Consider the following 16149-nt stretch of genomic DNA (forward strand, 5'->3'; position numbering starts at 1 on the left):
AAGGTATCCACATGCTGACGAAGACCAAGCGCACCGACCCCGGCGCGCCGGGCGGGGTTCCGTGGGGCAGGCACGGCTGGCAGCGGCGGATCGAGGAACTCGACCCGGTCCGGGATCACCAGGAGATCCACCGCATCACGGCCGGTTACGAGTTTCCGTGGGACTACCAACGGTCCCTCGAGTTCGCGCTGTTCCGAACGTACTGCGTCCCCACCATTTCGGAACTGCTGCAACGCACGGGCGAGTTCGAGAAGCGCCCGCAGAAGCGGTACGACGACACAGCACTGCTGATGGCCGAACTCGTCGAACACGGCTACGACTCCGAACGCGGCATCGAGTCGTTGCGCATCGTGAACCGCATGCACGGCAAGTACGACATCGACAACGACGACATGCTGTACGTGCTGACCACCTTCATCTACGAGCCGATCGACTGGATCGACCGGTTCGGATGGCGGCGACTGACGCCGAACGAGCGTCTCGCGAGCTTCCACTTCTACCGTCAGGTGGGAATTCGGATGGGAATCACCAACATTCCCGAGAGCTACGCGGACTTCTACCGGTTCAAGGCCGACTACGAGCAGAAACACTTCCGGTACACCGACGACAACCATCGGGTCGGTACCTACACGCTGAGGTTGTTCTGTTCCTGGTTCCCGGCGCCGCTCCGGCCGGTCGTCGCGCAGGGGGTGTACTCCCTGCTCGACCCGATGATGCTGGCGGCCTTCGGGTTCCCCGCCGCCCCGCTCCGGCTGCAGAAACTGTCCCGCCGCGCGCTACGGATCCGGGCGAGGTTCGTGAGCTTCCTGCCGCCTCGCCGGAGGTCCAAGGCTGCGCGGGATCGTCACAACCGGAGTTACCCCGGATACCCGGTGGGCTACCGACCACGAGACCTGGGAGCGGACAACGACAATCACCGCAAGGATCGTCCCCGCGCAGCCTGACGGTCCGTGTCCCCGGGCGAACGACCCGGGGACACGGACCGTCAGTGGCCCAGCAGTACGGCCGTCATCAGGGTGTGGAGCCGTGCCCGCGACTCCTCGCGGGTGTCGAAGTGAACCAGTCGGCCGATGTCGAGGACCAGCCCCAGCGCCGCGTGTACCAGGAACCGCGCCTCCGGCGCCGAGAGTTCGGTCCGCACAGCGGTCACCAGATGGACCCATTCCTCGACGTGCAGGCGCTGCACGTTACGGAGATTGGTCCGCTCGGCCTTGGGGAGGTTCCCGATCTCCGCGAAGTACACCGAGAGCACTTCCGGGTTCCGGAACGAGAGTTCCAGGTAGGACTCGGCGAGTTTGCGGAGCGCGTCCTCGGGGTCGGTGGCTGCGGACAGTGCTGCCGAGGTGGCGACGGCCAGGCGGTCGGACGCGCGGTAGAACACCGCTGCGAGAAGGTCGGCCTTGCTGGGGAAGTGGCGGTACACGCTCGACGCGTTGATACCGGCGGCGGCGCCGATCTCCTCGATGCTCGAGTCATGGTAACCGTGCCGGTCGAAGATCTTCACGGCCTCGATGATCAGCAACTCGCGTTTGGACGTCACCGCGAGACCCCGGACGCTACCCGTCCTCGAGTCCTCGCTGTCGCTCGGGACGGCGGGCGGGAGGGACGCGTTCAGAACCGATTCGCACGCCGACTTCAGGAGCGCGCCGAGCCGGCGTGTCGCCAGAGTGGTTCGATGTGCGCTGATGCTCCCCATGACACTCAGAGTCGCTGCGCCCAGCGTCGTCGCGTCGACCGCTGTGAGTTCGGGGCGGATCTCCCGTAGAGGCGCCGCCACGCACTGGGTGACGTGGACGAAGACGGCGCGGATCCGGGTGCGGTCGTCGGCCTCGAGATACCGGCCCTCCCAGCGGTAGAGTCCGGCGACTTTGCGGTGCTCGATGCTGTTGGCGACGAGCGCGGAGATCAGATGGTCGAGCCTCGCCGCGGGTTCGAGATCGGCCACGCTGTCGAGCGCGCCGTCGGCCGCGGCCTGTAGGGCGTCGGCAGTCGTGGTGGCCGCGTGCACGAGCAGGGCGTACTTGTTGGGGTAGTGCCGGTAGAGGGCGGGGCCGGAAATGCCGATGGTGGCCGCGATCTCGTCGACGCCGACCGCATGGTAGCCGCGCTCGCTGAAGGCTTCGGCCGCCACGTTCGCGATCTGGGCCTTGCGATTCTTCGGGCGACGGCGGATCGGCCGCTCGGTGGCGGCACCGGCCGCCGTGCTGGTCCGGGCCACGGTCACCTCCAATTCGGCAGTCGACTGCCAGTTCATCTGTCGCTCATCTTAACCGAGACTTCCGTATCGCCGGATCCCGGGCGGGTCCGGTCGTGTGGGAGTCTCCGCGCGGGCTGCGGGTGAATCACCAGTATGACCGCTCGAAATGTGTTACGCCAGGTATTGACACACGCTGACCGGTGGCAATAAGTTAACAGAAATTCGCGTGTGTCGTCGTTTTTTCGCGACCGCGTTCCCGTGACCGCCTCAGGTCGACTCCCTCGGAGGTAGCTGGTTCATGAGCGCACGACGGCAACTGTCGACCATTCCCGCCATCGCATCCGGCGGTCTCCGGGTGGTCACCGAAGACGGAATCCGCCGGGTCACGATCGACCGGCAGGACCGGATGAATGCGCTCGATCTGGCACACATGACGGCGCTGGGTGACGTTCTCACCGACACCGCGACGGATCCCTCCGTCCGCGTCATCGTCATCTCGGGTGCAGGCAGGGCATTCTGCACGGGGGCGGATCTCGCGGCTGCCGCCGCCGCAGGAGGTCGGGAGGCTGCACCGGAGGTGGTGATGGACTCGGCCGCCCGCGTGATCCGTGCCGTCGTGGATCTGCCGGTTCCGGTCATCGCGCAGGTGGGCGGCGCCGCCGTCGGTGTCGGCGCCTCCATCGCGCTGACGGCAGACCTGACCTACGCCTCCGAGGACGCGTATCTCCTCCTCGCGTTCGTCAACATCGGGCTCATGCCGGACGGTGGTTCCAGCGCGTTGATCGCCGCATCGATCGGCAGGGCGCGGGCTACCCGGATGGCGCTGCTCGGTGAACGGCTGCCCGCACTGCAGGCGGCGAGCGAGGGCCTGATCGCCGGTGTGCTGCCGGCCGAGGGACTCGCAGCTCACGTCGACGCCGTCGCGGTCAGGCTTGCGCGCGGTCCGCGCCGGGCCATCGAGCTGACCAAGAGGGCGCTCACGCAATCCACGCTGACTGCGCTGGACGGGGCGCTGGACCGAGAGAAGACCGGCCAGTCGGAGTTGCTCCACTCTCCGGACTTCCTCGAAGGCGTCACGGCGATGCTGACCAAACGCCCACCGAACTTCGGGGCCTGACAGCCCGCACCTGATGCGAATTGCCGTTAACAAGACTGTTCCGATAGACGTCGAGATCTGTAATACTCGTCACAGCCTCCGTGCGGAGCCCGGGCGAGACGTCCGAGGGGCGAACTCGAGTACAGCGAAGGGACCACCACCTCATGCCATCACGTAGCGAGCTGCTCACGCAGCCACTGCAATCCCGCCGCAACCACTGGAACAACTGGGTTGCCACCCATGCGGAGACGAAGCCCGACCACCCGGCGTTCCGCTTCCTCGGCCAGAGCACGTCCTGGCGTGCACTGCACGAGCGCTCGCAGGCACTCGCGGGCGCGTTGTCCCGTCGCGGCGTGAACTTCGGCGACCGCGTCCTGCTGCTCACGCTCAATCGCACCGAATTCTTCGAAGCGGTTCTCGCGATCAACGCGCTCGGGGCGATCGCGGTGCCGGTCAACTTCCGGCTCACGCCGCCCGAGGTCGCCTACATCGCGCGGGACTCCGGCGCGCGGGCCGTCTTCACCGAACCGGCACTCGCTCCCCTCGTTTCCGCTGTGCGACAGGATGTCCCCGACCTGAATCTCACGGTCGTGATGGGCGCCGAGACCGAAGGCGACGTTCTCGGATACGAGGAACTCGTGGCGGAGGAGGGCCCCGCGTTCGCTCCCGTCGACCTCCCGGAAGACACGCCGTCGCTCATCCTCTACACATCCGGCACCACCGGCACTCCCAAGGGTGCGGTGCTGTCGCACTCGAACATGGTCGGCCAGTCCATCACCTGCATCCGGGCGATGCGCTACGACCGGGGCGACGACATCGGCTTCCTCGCGTCCCCGGTGTTCCACGTCGCCGCGCTCGGGTCCGTGGCGCCGATGCTCATGCTGGGCGGCACGACCGTGATCCACCCCCTCAAGGCGTTCGATCCCACCGAGATGCTCGACGTGTGGGAGCGGGAGCGGATCACGACGGTGTTCCTCGTGCCGGTGCAGTGGCAGGCCGTCTGCGCAGACCCCACCGTGGCGGGCCGCGACCTCGCGCTCCGCGTCATCAGCTGGGGCGCGGCACCCGCGTCGGACACGGTGCTGCGCGCCATGGCGGAGACATTCCCGCGCGCGCTCGTCGTGGCGGTGTTCGGGCAGACCGAGATGTCACCGATCACCTGTGTGCTCGACGGCGACGACGCGATCCGCAAACTGGGTTCGGTGGGCAGACCCGTTCCGACCATCCAGACGCGGATCGTCGACGACGAGATGAACGACGTCGCACCCGGCACCGTCGGCGAGATCGTGTACCGCGGCCCGACGATGATGCAGGGCTACTGGCAGAACCCGGCCGGCACCGCGGACGCGTTCGCCGGTGGATGGTTCCACTCCGGCGACCTCGTGCGGCAGGACGAGGAAGGCTTCGTCTACGTCGTGGATCGCAAGAAGGACATGATCATCTCCGGCGGCGAGAACATCTACTGCGCCGAGGTGGAGAACGTCCTGTTCTCGCACCCGCGGATCCGGGAGGCCGCGGTCGTCGGCCGGCCGCACCCCAAGTGGACCGAGGTGCCCGTCGCGATCGTGGCACTCGACGACGACGGCGACGACCTCACGGTCGACGAACTCGCTGCGTGGCTCGAAGACAAGCTGGCCCGGTACAAGCATCCGAAAGACGTCGTCGTCGTCGACGCCCTCCCGCGCAATGCCAGCGGCAAGGTCGTCAAGGGTGATCTCCGAAAAGCCCACGGCGCGAACGACGTCGCGGTCGTCTGACCCCGATTCCCACATTCTCGGACGCCGGTCACCGATCGTGGTGACCGGCACCGGGGGAGGACCGCGTGACATTCGAGTTGCCACCCGCCAAAGGGCCTGTGAGTCATTTCGCCAACGAAGTCGGCGCACTCATCGGATTTTCGATCGCGACCACGGTGGCCGCGGTGCGAGTTCTGATGCGGCGCAAGCTGGCCTGGCGGGAACTGCTGGACCAGGCCTGGCGGATCGCGTCGGTCACGTCGGCGCCCGCCCTGCTGCTGATGATCCCCATCGGAGTACTCATCGCCGTCACGATCGGCAGCCTCGCCGGGCAGCTCGGCGCCGAGGGGTACACCGGGGCGGTGGTCGGGTTCGTGATCGTCGGGCAGGCCTCCGCCCTGGTGTGCGCGCTGATGCTGGCCGGGGTCGGAGGGTCCGCGATCTGTGCCGACCTCGGCTCGCGCACGATCCGCGAAGAGGTCGAGGCCATGGAGGTCCTCGGGCTCAACGTGATCGAGCGGCTCGTGGTCCCGCGAGTGCTCGCGGCAGTAATCGTCGGCGTCGCACTGTGCGCGATGGTCACCGCCGTCGGAGTGTCGGCCTGCTTCCTCTTCCAGGTGGTCGTCCAGAACAGTTCGGCGGGAAGCTTTCTCACCGCGCTGTCCCAGTACACGCGGTTGTCGGACTTCGTGGTCGCCCTCGTCAAATCGATGGCGTTCGCGGTGACGTCGGCGCTCGTCGCCAGTTTCAAGGGGCTGCACGCCAAGGGCGGGCCCAGGGGTGTCGCCGACGCCGTCAACGAGGCCGTGGTGCTCGCGTTCATCCTCGTCTTCATCGTCAACACCGTGCTCAGTCAGCTCTATTCCGTTCTCGTCGTCCCGGTAGGTGGTTACTGATGGTCGTGAGCACCCGATGGCCTGCCGCGCACTGGGTGAGGGCCCGGGCCCGCCAGCCCCTCGACCTGATGACGGGGCTGGGCCGGGAATTCACGTTCTACGGCAGTGTGATCGCCGGAGTTCCCCTCGCGGTCGTGAAGTACTGGCGGCACATCATGCGTCAGATCGGCGACATCAGTTTCGGCGGTGCCACGCTGCTCGCCGGCGGCGGCGCGATCGGTGTCGTCTTCGCGATGTCCGCCGTCGCCGCGACGCAGGTGGGCATCGAGGGACTGCGGGGGCTGGACCTGCTCGGCATGGGGTCCCTGTCCGGGCTGCTGTCGGCGATCCTCAACACCCGTGAACTCGCGCCCGTGATCGCCAGCATCGCGCTGGCGGCGAAGGTCGGGACCGGGTTCACGGCACAGCTCGGCGCCATGCGCATCTCGGAGGAGATCAGTGCGCTCGACGCCATGGCGATCCGGTCGCTGCCGTTCCTCGCCAGCACACGACTCGTCTCGTGCCTGATCTGTGTGGTGCCGCTGTACGTCGTCGGGCTGCTGTCGTCCTACCTGGCTTCACGGCTGGTGATCGTCACGTTCAGCGGGCAGTCGGCCGGAACCTACGACTACTACTTCCACCTCATGCTCACCCCCACCGACGTCGTGTACTCGTTCGTCAAGGCCGTCGTGTTCGCGACGATCATCGCGCTCGTCCATTGCTCGTACGGGTATCACGCGTACGGCGGCCCCGAGGGGGTCGGCCGTGCGGCCGGACGCGCCTTGCGTACCAGCATCCTCGCCATCGGCATCGTCGACCTGCTGCTGACGCTCTCGCTGTGGGGCCTCGTCCCGTCCGCCCCCGCACTGGGGTTGCCGTGATGCGCGGGCGCCCGGGGGGACCGGGCACCGGCGCACTCGCCGTGCGGGGGGTGATCGGAGTGGGCGTCCTGATCGTGGGATCGGCATTGCTGGTCGGTGTCGGTACCGGTGCGATCGTCACCGATCCCGTGGTGACAGCGACGCTTCCGGCCGACGCCGGTGCCGTGAAGTCGCACACCACGGTGTCCTACAAGGGGGCGACCGTCGGAACCGTGTCGAGTGTCGACGCCGGAATGAGCGAGACGGGCATGGACATCAGCCTCCGCCCGGAACAGATGCGTCACATCCCTGCATCCGTCCAGGTGCGGGTCGTGCCCCGCACTCTGTTCGGCGACCAGACCGTCGAGCTGGTGTCGACCGCCGGAACCGGCGGCGCCCGACTCGAGGCCGGCGCGCGGCTGCAACCCGACACCTCGGCCGAGACCGTCCAGATGTACGACCTGTACTCGAAGGTCTACGACATGCTGTCGCGGGTGAAGCCCGAGCAGATGCAGGCCGCGCTCAGCGCCGTCGCCGACGCGTTGCGCGGCCGCGGTGAGCAACTGGGGCGCACCATCGACAGCCTCCACACGGTGGCGACGTCGACCGCGCCTCTCGCCGATTCGGTCGCGGAGCGGGCGCCGCAGATCGCCCGGATCAGTGAGCAGCTGGCGGCGGCCGCACCGGACGTCCTCGCCACCATGGACGCCGCGGTGTCTCTCTCGAACACTCTCGTCGAGAACACCGACAGCTTCACCGGTTTCCTCGCCGCCTCGCTCGTCGTGTCGAGGAACTCCGGCGAGGTCCTGGAACAGAACGCGGACAACATGATCGCGGTGGCACTGAACGTCTCGCCGACCCTGGGCACCATGGCGAGCAAGTCCGATCTGCTGCGGGCCACCCTCGACGAGGCAGGCCCGTTCGGCGAGGCCGGCGCCGCCGTCTTCTCCACCGGCAAGTTCGCGGTCCGCGTTGCCGCGGACCTGTCCAACCCGCGGCCCTACACCTCGGCCGACTGCCCGCAGTATCCCGGCGTGGACGGACCGAACTGCGGGGGAGGTGGCGGAGGATGAGCGTCCGGAACTCGGCAATCAAACTGGCGGTCTTCGCCGTCTTCGGCATCCTCTCGGCAGTGCTCGTGGTGAACACTCTGCGAGTGCCGGTCGAGGGACAGACCCTCACGTACAAGGCGTTGTTCACCGACGCCCAGGGTGTCACTCCCGGCAGCGACGTCACCATCGCCGGTGTGCGGGTGGGACGTGTCGATTCGATCGACATCGTCGACGGCGACGGCGACGCCGGAAGTGCCACCGCCCTGGTGGACTTCGAGGTGCAGCGCGATCAGGAACTTCCCGCCGACACCACTGTCGCCATCCGATACGGCGACCTGCTGGGGGTCCGGTATCTCGATCTCGCCGCCGGGCCGTCGGGCGAGGGCACGCTCGAGGAGGGCGACACGATCCCGCTCGACCGAACGTCGCCCGCACTCGATCTCACCAGTCTGTTCAACGGATTCAAGCCACTGTTCGACGCCATCGACCCGAAACAGGTCAACGCACTCGCCACCGAAGTCGTCGCCGTGTTCGACGGCAGGAAGACGAGCATGGAAACTCTGCTGCGCAGGGTGGCGGACGTCACCGGCAACCTGGCGAATCATGATCAGCTGATCGGTGATCTCATCCGAAACCTCGAGGTGGTGGTGGGAACGGCCGCGGCGCGGGGCCCCGAGCTGTCCCACCTCGTCGACAGCCTTACCCAGTTCACCGGAATGCTCGCCGAGAACAACGAGGTTCTCATGGACACCCTCGATCAGAGTGCGGCGGTGAGCCGCTCGGCGCTGCAGATCGTGGACGGCCGCGTTCCGGAGCTCAGCCGCACCGTGAAACAGCTCGATTCGCTGACGGGGTCGATGTTGGGCGCCAATCCGGAATTCGATCACCTGATGGTGGCCATGCCGGAATTCTTCTCGTCCGTCGACCGTTCGGGCTCGTACGGCTCGTGGCTCAACATCTACCTGTGCACCTTCATCGTCAACGTCGACGGTCGCGAAGGCGCCCTCGGTCCCGACCTGCATTCGAGGTACTGCCAATGAGTGTCACCGCGAAGGTGCGCGACGTCTGGGACTCGCTGGCCGGAAATCAGCGGGTGCGGCCGGTCAACCCGCTGATCGTCGGAATCGCAGGAATTCTCGCGGCGACGCTGGCGCTGGCGCTTGTTCTGGTGATTCCGCGGGTGAGCTTCGCCGTGCGGACCGACGGCTACACGGCCGAACTCGCGAACGCCGCGGGCCTGACCGATTCGGACTACGTGTACGTGGCGGGTGTCCCCGCCGGCCGGGTGACGGCAGTGGACCTGGCGGGCGATCACGTGGTCGTGCACTTCCGGCTCGACGGTGAACGTCACCTCGGATCGACGACGTCCGCTGGGGTGAAGCTGTCGACCATCCTCGGCAAGCGGTATCTGGACGTGGCGCCGTCGGGGCCGGGAGATCTGGGGGACGACGGGGTGATTCCACTCCGCCGCACCAGCGTTCCGTACTCGCTCGACGACATCGGGTCGTCCGCGATCGAGACGGCGGACGAACTCGACCTCGGGGGGCTGCAGAAGATGCTCGCTGTCGTGACGGACACGGTGCCGCAGGACGCGAATCTCAACCGGGAGGCGCTGGCGGGTGTGAGTGCGGCGTCCGCGATCCTGGCGAAGAACGCCGATCAGGTCACGCAACTGCTCGACAGCTCGCGGACCCTCACGGACGTGCTGGTCGGTCAGCAGGATCAGCTCACCACCCTGCTCGGTAACGCGGACGTCGTGATGAACACACTCGCCACCCGGCGTGCGGCCATCCGCCAGATGGTCGACGATCTCCAGGCGCTCGTCGCGCAGGCATCCCAGTTCCTGGGCGAGAACACCGCCGAGCTGGATTCACTGCTCGCGAACGCGAGACAGGTGACGGACCGGCTGCAGGCGAACCTCGCGAACCTGGACGCGCTGCTGACCACGGGTGCACCGGCTGCGAGGGCACTCGTGAACGCGACCGGGACCGGCGACTGGGCCGACGTCTCGGCGCCGTCGGCCGTGATCGCCGACAACCTGCTCTGCGTCGTCGGGCTGATCACGGGGTGCTCGTGAACGCGGGCATCGCGCGCAGGGCCGCCGGGATCGGCGGCGTGCTCGCCCTCGTGGTGGCGATCGTCGTGGCCGGCTGGCTGTTGATCTTCCGCACGTCGTCCATCGTCGTGCATTCCGAATTCGCCTACGTCAACGGCGTGTTCCCCGGCACCAAGGTCTCGGTGCTCGGGGTTCCGGTGGGCACCGTCGAGGCGGTCGAGCCGAGAGGCGCGACGGTGATGGTCACGATGTCCGTAGCGTCGGACGTCGTGCTGCCCGCGGACGCAAACGCGTACGTGCTGGTGACGTCCGCGATCGGTGAACGCTTCGTCGAACTCGGACCCGCATACACCGGCGGCCCGGTGTTCGAGAGTGGGCAGACCATTCCACCTGAACGCAGTCATTCGCCCATCACCTGGGACCAGCTGATGGACAGCGTAGACACCGTCGTCACGGCGCTCGGCCCGGACGGAGGCGACGCCGGCGCCGCGATCTCCGCTGCCGCCGCGTCCACGGATGGCCTCGGTCCCGCGATGAACGACGCCATCCGCACACTGTCGCAGGCGAGTTCGGTGATCGCAGGCAACAGCGCGGACGTCGGCGCGCTCGTCGACAACCTCGAGGTACTCGTGAACACGATCTCGTCGCGTCAGGCGCAGGTCGATTCACTCGCCGGTTCGCTCACCGCGATCGGCGACGAGTTCGCCGGCCAGCAGTTCGCGATCGGCGACACGGTGAACCAGTTGTCCGCGCTCCTGAACCAGATCGACCAACTCGTGTCCGCCAGGGGCGGCGACGTCGCCGCCGGCATCGACAACCTCGCCGGAGTGAGTGAAGTGCTGCAGAGGCACGACACCGACCTCGCCGAGATCATGGACCTGGTGCCCTTGCTGATCGACAACATCCAACGTGCGGTCACTCCGGACCAGCGTGCCCGTATCCGACTGAACATCTCCACGAACCTGGCGCAGGCCGAGCCGACGTCCCCGCTCTGCGCGGTAGTCGATCCGGTCCTCTGCCGCGGAGCGGGAATCACCAACCCGATTCAGTTTCCGCCCAGCATGTCCGACCCGTTCGGGCTGCGCGAACTCATGGTCGGAGGACGATGACGATCCGGACGAGAACGAAGTTGCTGACGTCGGCGCTGATCGTCGGTGTGACGCTGCCCGCCGCAGGGTGTTCGCTGAGCCTGCAGGAACTGTCGGTGGGCCGTTCGCCGGACGGTTCGTCGTATCGGATTTCCGCGCAGTTCGACGGAGTCGATCGCGTCGTCCCCGGAGCCGAGGTCCGGGTGGGTCAGGAGGTCGTGGGTCGCGTCTCGGACGTGTCGACCCGGGACTTCACCGCGCAGATCGAGATGCGGATCCGCGACGACGTCCCGATACCGCGGGATGCGACGGCCCGCATCGAATTGCCCACGGCCCTCGGCAATCCCTTCGTCCGACTCGACATCGGGGACGCGGCCGGCGCGCCGATGAGCGAGGGCGACACCATCCCGCTGGACCGGACGTCACGTGGTCCCGACATCGAGAGCGGCCTGGCCGCGCTGGCCACCGTGCTGAACGGCAGCGGCATCGACCAGATGCACGCCATCATGAACGAATTGACCGTCGCCTTCACGGGCCGCTCGGACAAGGTCCGGGAACTGGTGGACATGCTGAACGACACGCTGGGGGTAGTCGACGACCACCGGGACGAACTCGACCGGGCGATGGTGGCGTCCAACGACTTCGCGGCGGAACTCGCTGCCGGGCAACCGACCCTCGACCGCGCGATGACCGGCCTGGCGCCGGCGGTGGATCTCCTGGTGTCGCAACGAGACCAGATCGTCGCACTGATGGGGGAGGCGTCCCGTCTCAGCCGCGAGGCGCAACACGTCCTCGGCAGCGCGGGCTCCGAATTGTCGGCCGAGATCAGCGACGCGGGGGCCGTGGTCGCGGCACTCGACGGGTTCGAGTCGCAACTCGCGCCGACATTGAATTCGGTGGCGACGTTCCTCGGTGGGTTCGCCGCGGCCACACCCGGCGACTACACGACGTTCGACGGCACGTTCGACGTCACCGCCGTCATCGCCAAGCTGCTCACCGGATCGGCGCCGCTCGAGGTGCCGGAAGCCCGCACGTTGCCCGAGGTACTCCGCGGAGGCGTCCGATGATGACACGTCACGTGGTGGCGCAACTCGTCCTGTTCCTCGTGATCTCGATCGCCGCGATGCTGTTCGGGTTGCGGTACGTCACCGGTCCGGACACGTTCGGAAGTCCCATTCACCTGAGCGCCCGGCTCGACCACGCCGCCGGACTCGCCCAGGGAGCGTCCGTCAATTATCGCGGCGTCGGAGTGGGCACGATCAGCTCCGTCGACGTGAACCCCGAAGGGACGGGCGTCGTCCTCGGCATCGAACTGCATCCCGGTACGCAGGTGCCTGCCGGTTCGACCGCGAAGATCACCACCGAGAACGCGATCGGCATCCAGGCGCTCGACATGATGCCCGACGGCGCGGACCCGCCGTACCTCGCGGACGGAGACGTCGTCGAGGTTCCGGAGGAGGGAATCCCGCGCTCGCTCGACGCGACCCTCGTCGAGACGACGGACCTCGTGAACTCGATGGACGTCACCGCTCTGTCTTCGCTGGCCGACACGTTCGGCACGGCCTTCGGGGGCACGGGACCCGACCTGCAGAACCTGCTCGACGGTTCCGCCGAGATCGCCCGGACACTCGAAACCCGCACCGACGCACTGTCGACCATCGTGAACAAGGGCATGCCGCTCCTGGACACGGCGGACGGCCTCACCGCCGCTCTGCCGGAATCGGCGAGCACCGCGCGGAACGTCCTCGAGCAATTGCGGGCCCATGACTCCGCCCTCGTCGACCTGCTCGCACGCTCGCCGCAGACGATGGCGAGCCTGGACGCGTTGCTGTCGGGAAATCGGGACTCACTGGGCGCACTGATGGCGAATCTGGTTCTCCCCACCCGGATAGTCGGTGACCGCACACCGTCCCTCGACTACGGCCTGACGATCATGCCCGGCGCACTGCCGAAGATCGCATCGATCGAGAAGGGCGGCCTCGCGGACCTACTCCTGGTCGGAACGCAGGGGCCGATGTGCGTGTACGACGCCCCTCGCCGTCTGGTGACCGACGCGGAACCGAGTCAGCCCGCCCTGGATTGGACGTGCCAGTCGGAGCAGTACCTGGAGCAGCGGGGTGCCGTGAATGTTCCACGACCCGACGACCTGGGTCAGGAGAACGCGACGAGGAACGGCGGTGTCTACGGACCACCGGCTGCAGACGATCCGCTGGTGATCGAGCCACCACTCACGGGGCACACCCCGCGCTAGGTGCGGTCGCTACGCCGGGGTGCCTGCGGCCCGGCGATAGCCGCGCACCGCGGGGTAGGTGAAGATCAGCAGTCCGGCGACCGACCAGGCCACGGCCTTGATGAGAGGTTCCGCAACGGGCCCGCCCATCGAGAGTCCCTTCATCGCGTCGATCGCACAGGACATCGGCTGGTTCTCCACGAACGGCTGCAGCCAGGTGGGGTAGGCGCCGGTGGGCACGAACCCGGAGTTGAAGAACAGCAGGAGCGTGCACAGCAGTGAGAGGAGTTCGACGAGAGGTGCCTTCGCCGAGTTGACGGCGAGTGCTGTCACCATCGTCGCGAAACTCACCCCGAACATCAGGGGCACCAGCATCAGCGCGATCCCGGCGAGAATGCCTTGGTTGAACCGGAATCCGATGGCGAACCCGACGGCGATGATCAGCACCGTGGTGAGCGCGATCCGCACGGATTCGGCCATGAGCCGGCTGAGCAGGCCCGACGCGCGGTGGACGGGCAGTACCCAGAACCGGCTCAGGAGCCCATCCGCCCATTCCTTCTTCAGCGACAGACCGCCCGCGATGGAACCGAACATCGCACCGACGAGGGTGATCATCGGAACGGTCCCGAAGACGCTGTTGACCCCGGTGGCCTTGGTGATCGAGATCCCGAGCACCGCCCAGAACATCAGCAGCATGAGCGCCGGATACACGATCGCCTGGAGCATGGTGTACGGGTCGCGGGCCCAGCGCAGCAGGAGTCGCCTGGTCTGCAGCAGGCTGTGCGAGAAGAGGGCGGCGAGGGAGTTCTCCGGGTGGGGTTCGATCACCTCGGGAAACGTCACCGTCGCCGGTGTGTCGGATCGGTATTCGGTGGTCATCCGCGCCTCACATTCGACCAGATCGACAACGGGATGAAGACCAGTGCCAACCCCGCGCACCACAGCAACGTGGGTGTCAGGAGGTGGAGCGTGACGGTGCCGTCCGTCATGGCCCGCATGGACGAGGAGAACTGCGAGATCGGTTGATTCCGCACGAAGCCCTGCGCCCATTCGGGGAACTGTGTCACCGGGACGAAGCCGGAGGAGAACATGCCGAGGATCAGCTGGGGGAGCGTCAGCGCCTGACTGGTGACCTCGGGGCTCTTGGTCAGGGTGCCGAGGGCGTCCGCGCCCGTCGTGAGGGTGAACCCGATCAGCATCGCCAATCCGCAGAATGCCGCGGTCAGCCCGAGTCCACCGGAGAACCGGAAGCCGATTGCATACCCGTAAGCGATGGCGGCGATCAGGGAGATCGTCGAGTGCACGAGCGAGGCGGTCATGCGCGCGGCCAACGGGACCCCGGCCGCGACCGGCATCGTCTGGAACCGCGAGTTCATGCCGTTCGACGCCTCGGTGGCTGCGCGGTGGGCCGCCGAGATCGCGGTGAACGCCATGGCTTGCAGGACGATGATCGGCATGACGAACTGTGCGTAATCGATGCCCTGGAACTTCATCACCAGGCGCAGCGGCAGATAGAAACCGACAGTGAAGATCAGCGGGGCGAACACCGCGATGAAGAACTGACCGAACACCCACATCGTGTGCAGGTTCCGCTGGGACAGCGCGATCCACTGCTGGACGCTCGACGGATGCGGCCGTCGATGCCTGCCCTCGAATGTGCTCTCGAATCCGAGCTCGGCGGGGGCCGTCACGACGGCAGGCTCTCGTCGACGTGGACGTGCCCGGTGAGTGAGAGGAACACGTCGTCGAGGGACGGGCGCCGCAGTGCGATGTCGGCGAGTGTCACCTCCGCGAGGTCGAGGCGGCGCAGCACCTCGGCCAGGGTCTGGGCGCCGTGTTCCGCGGGAATCGACAGCCGGTCGGTGCCTTCCTCGATGACCCGGCCGGGTGGGCACAGGCTCGTGAGGATCTCCCGGATGCGCGGCAGGTCGTCGAGGCTGACCGGGACCACCTCGCAGTAGCTTCCGCCGGTACGTGCCTTCAGTTCGTCGGCCGTGCCCTCGGCGATCACAGTGCCCTTGTCGATCACGACGATGTTGTCGCTGAGGAGGTCGGCCTCCTCGAGATACTGGGTGGTCAGCAGGATCGTGATGCCCTGCTCCTTGAGAGCGGCCACGAGAGACCACACGCCCTGGCGGCTGCGGGGGTCGAGGCCGGTGGTCGGCTCGTCGAGGAATACGACCTCGGGGCGGATGACGAGACCACAGGCGATGTCGACGCGACGGCGCATACCGCCGGAGTATCCGGACACTTTCCGGTCGCCGGCGTCGAGCAGATCGAACTGGGTCAGCAGATCCTGTGCCCGCGCCTTCGCCGCACCCTTGGGCAGACCCATCAGCCGGCCGAAGAGCACCAGATTCTCGCGGCCGGTCAACGACTCGTCGAGGGCGGCGTACTGGCCGGTCATCATGATGCTGCGACGGACGTTCGCCGCCTCGTGGACGACGTCGTGTCCGGCGACGAAGGCCCGGCCCGCATCGGGCCGGAGCAGAGTGGACAGCACATTGACGGTGGTGGTCTTCCCTGCCCCGTTCGGGCCCAGGATGCCCAGGACCGTGCCCCGTGGCACCTCGAAGCTCACGCCACGCAACGCTGCGACGTCACCGAAGGATTTTTCGATTCCCTCGACAAGAACGGCGGTGTCAGGTGCAGGCATGTCCCCGAGTATGTCACGCGAGGAGGGCGATCAAGGCAGACCGGCGAACCGCCTTGCACCCGCCGAAGACGAACGGAAAACTTCTGTAACGGGAGACGGCAGGTGCACGATCAATACCGGACATCTGTACCACTTCGGCTCCGGTGACCACGTCGGAGTGAGGCCCGTCCTGCCGGAATGTCGTGATGTACGACGAGGTTCCGGTTCCGACGAAGTGACACATCGCAATTCGGGGCCGATAGCAGAGTGGCCGAGAACGAATGTGAGCTTCGACATGAGCCTGTCGCGGGCCGTCGCGTCCGC

Annotated in this window: 15 protein-coding genes; 11 read left to right on the forward strand and 4 right to left on the reverse strand. The window is 67.1% G+C overall.

Features of this window, described 5'->3' with window-relative positions:
* Nucleotides 1-11 precede the first annotated feature (11 nt).
* Nucleotides 12-944, forward strand: coding sequence for an oxygenase MpaB family protein (locus RJ1_RS09945; protein WP_073359790.1), 933 nt, complete (start codon nucleotides 12-14; stop codon nucleotides 942-944).
* 41 nt (nucleotides 945-985) lie between these two features.
* Here RJ1_RS09945 and RJ1_RS09950 read toward each other — a convergent pair whose 3' ends face one another.
* A complete protein-coding gene (locus RJ1_RS09950) occupies nucleotides 986-2254 on the reverse strand; it encodes a TetR/AcrR family transcriptional regulator (RefSeq protein WP_073359791.1) in 1269 nt (422 codons plus the stop codon).
* A gap of 241 nt (nucleotides 2255-2495) precedes the next feature.
* Here RJ1_RS09950 and RJ1_RS09955 point away from each other — a divergent pair, with 241 nt between their 5' ends.
* The 10 genes from RJ1_RS09955 (at nucleotide 2496) to RJ1_RS10000 (ending at nucleotide 13211) form a co-directional block, all read left to right on the forward strand.
* A complete protein-coding gene (locus RJ1_RS09955) occupies nucleotides 2496-3314 on the forward strand; it encodes an enoyl-CoA hydratase (protein WP_073359792.1) in 819 nt (272 codons plus the stop codon).
* A gap of 143 nt (nucleotides 3315-3457) precedes the next feature.
* Nucleotides 3458-5050, forward strand: coding sequence for a fatty-acid--CoA ligase FadD5 (gene fadD5, locus RJ1_RS09960; RefSeq protein WP_073359793.1), 1593 nt, complete (start codon nucleotides 3458-3460; stop codon nucleotides 5048-5050).
* A gap of 65 nt (nucleotides 5051-5115) precedes the next feature.
* On the forward strand, nucleotides 5116-5925 hold the full coding sequence (locus RJ1_RS09965) for an MlaE family ABC transporter permease (RefSeq protein ID WP_073359794.1): 810 nt from the start codon (nucleotides 5116-5118) through the stop codon (nucleotides 5923-5925).
* Entirely contained in the window at nucleotides 5925-6785 is an 861-nt protein-coding gene (locus RJ1_RS09970) for an MlaE family ABC transporter permease (RefSeq protein WP_073359795.1), read from the forward strand. Before RJ1_RS09965 ends, RJ1_RS09970 begins: the two co-directional genes overlap by 1 nt.
* Nucleotides 6785-7837 (forward strand): MCE family protein, encoded by a 1053-nt coding sequence (locus RJ1_RS09975; protein WP_073359796.1) that lies wholly within the window; start codon nucleotides 6785-6787, stop codon nucleotides 7835-7837. Before RJ1_RS09970 ends, RJ1_RS09975 begins: the two co-directional genes overlap by 1 nt.
* A complete protein-coding gene (locus RJ1_RS09980; RefSeq protein WP_073359797.1) occupies nucleotides 7834-8856 on the forward strand; it encodes an MCE family protein in 1023 nt (340 codons plus the stop codon). The genes RJ1_RS09975 and RJ1_RS09980 overlap by 4 nt, the downstream gene beginning before the upstream one ends.
* Nucleotides 8853-9893 (forward strand): MCE family protein, encoded by a 1041-nt coding sequence (locus tag RJ1_RS09985; RefSeq protein WP_073359798.1) that lies wholly within the window; start codon nucleotides 8853-8855, stop codon nucleotides 9891-9893. Before RJ1_RS09980 ends, RJ1_RS09985 begins: the two co-directional genes overlap by 4 nt.
* Nucleotides 9890-10981 carry an MCE family protein gene (locus RJ1_RS09990; RefSeq protein ID WP_240319967.1) on the forward strand — a complete coding sequence of 364 codons (1092 nt, stop codon included), beginning with the start codon at nucleotides 9890-9892 and terminating at the stop codon, nucleotides 10979-10981. The genes RJ1_RS09985 and RJ1_RS09990 overlap by 4 nt, the downstream gene beginning before the upstream one ends.
* A complete protein-coding gene (locus RJ1_RS09995) occupies nucleotides 10978-12027 on the forward strand; it encodes an MCE family protein (RefSeq protein WP_073359800.1) in 1050 nt (349 codons plus the stop codon). The genes RJ1_RS09990 and RJ1_RS09995 overlap by 4 nt, the downstream gene beginning before the upstream one ends.
* Nucleotides 12024-13211 (forward strand): MlaD family protein, encoded by a 1188-nt coding sequence (locus tag RJ1_RS10000; protein WP_073359801.1) that lies wholly within the window; start codon nucleotides 12024-12026, stop codon nucleotides 13209-13211. Before RJ1_RS09995 ends, RJ1_RS10000 begins: the two co-directional genes overlap by 4 nt.
* Nucleotides 13212-13220: 9 nt before the next feature.
* Here RJ1_RS10000 and RJ1_RS10005 read toward each other — a convergent pair whose 3' ends face one another.
* The 3 genes from RJ1_RS10005 to RJ1_RS10015 are packed head-to-tail and all read right to left on the reverse strand — an operon-like array spanning nucleotide 13221 to nucleotide 15846.
* Entirely contained in the window at nucleotides 13221-14069 is an 849-nt protein-coding gene (locus tag RJ1_RS10005) for an ABC transporter permease (protein WP_073359802.1), read from the reverse strand.
* On the reverse strand, nucleotides 14066-14881 hold the full coding sequence (locus RJ1_RS10010; RefSeq protein ID WP_073359803.1) for an ABC transporter permease: 816 nt from the start codon (nucleotides 14879-14881) through the stop codon (nucleotides 14066-14068). The genes RJ1_RS10005 and RJ1_RS10010 overlap by 4 nt, the downstream gene beginning before the upstream one ends.
* Complete coding sequence (locus RJ1_RS10015) at nucleotides 14878-15846, reverse strand: ATP-binding cassette domain-containing protein (protein ID WP_073359804.1); 969 nt, start codon at nucleotides 15844-15846, stop codon at nucleotides 14878-14880. Before RJ1_RS10015 ends, RJ1_RS10010 begins: the two co-directional genes overlap by 4 nt.
* Nucleotides 15847-16149: the final 303 nt, after the last annotated feature.

The sequence above is a fragment of the Rhodococcus jostii NBRC 16295 genome (genome assembly GCF_001894825.1).
GTDB classification, from domain to species: domain Bacteria; phylum Actinomycetota; class Actinomycetes; order Mycobacteriales; family Mycobacteriaceae; genus Rhodococcus_F; species Rhodococcus_F jostii.

What these genes read in the sequence shown, in the direction of transcription:
- RJ1_RS09945 (WP_073359790.1), top strand. Translation starts at nt 12, where the DNA reads ATGCTGACGAAGACCAAGCGCACCGACCCCGGCGCGCCGGGCGGGGTT.
- RJ1_RS09950 (WP_073359791.1), bottom strand. Translation starts at nt 2,254, where the DNA reads ATGAACTGGCAGTCGACTGCCGAATTGGAGGTGACCGTGGCCCGGACC.
- RJ1_RS09955 (WP_073359792.1), top strand. Translation starts at nt 2,496, where the DNA reads ATGAGCGCACGACGGCAACTGTCGACCATTCCCGCCATCGCATCCGGC.
- fadD5 (WP_073359793.1), top strand. Translation starts at nt 3,458, where the DNA reads ATGCCATCACGTAGCGAGCTGCTCACGCAGCCACTGCAATCCCGCCGC.
- RJ1_RS09970 (WP_073359795.1), top strand. Translation starts at nt 5,925, where the DNA reads ATGGTCGTGAGCACCCGATGGCCTGCCGCGCACTGGGTGAGGGCCCGG.
- RJ1_RS09975 (WP_073359796.1), top strand. Translation starts at nt 6,785, where the DNA reads ATGCGCGGGCGCCCGGGGGGACCGGGCACCGGCGCACTCGCCGTGCGG.
- RJ1_RS09980 (WP_073359797.1), top strand. Translation starts at nt 7,834, where the DNA reads ATGAGCGTCCGGAACTCGGCAATCAAACTGGCGGTCTTCGCCGTCTTC.
- RJ1_RS09985 (WP_073359798.1), top strand. Translation starts at nt 8,853, where the DNA reads ATGAGTGTCACCGCGAAGGTGCGCGACGTCTGGGACTCGCTGGCCGGA.
- RJ1_RS09995 (WP_073359800.1), top strand. Translation starts at nt 10,978, where the DNA reads ATGACGATCCGGACGAGAACGAAGTTGCTGACGTCGGCGCTGATCGTC.
- RJ1_RS10000 (WP_073359801.1), top strand. Translation starts at nt 12,024, where the DNA reads ATGATGACACGTCACGTGGTGGCGCAACTCGTCCTGTTCCTCGTGATC.
- RJ1_RS10005 (WP_073359802.1), bottom strand. Translation starts at nt 14,069, where the DNA reads ATGACCACCGAATACCGATCCGACACACCGGCGACGGTGACGTTTCCC.
- RJ1_RS10015 (WP_073359804.1), bottom strand. Translation starts at nt 15,846, where the DNA reads ATGCCTGCACCTGACACCGCCGTTCTTGTCGAGGGAATCGAAAAATCC.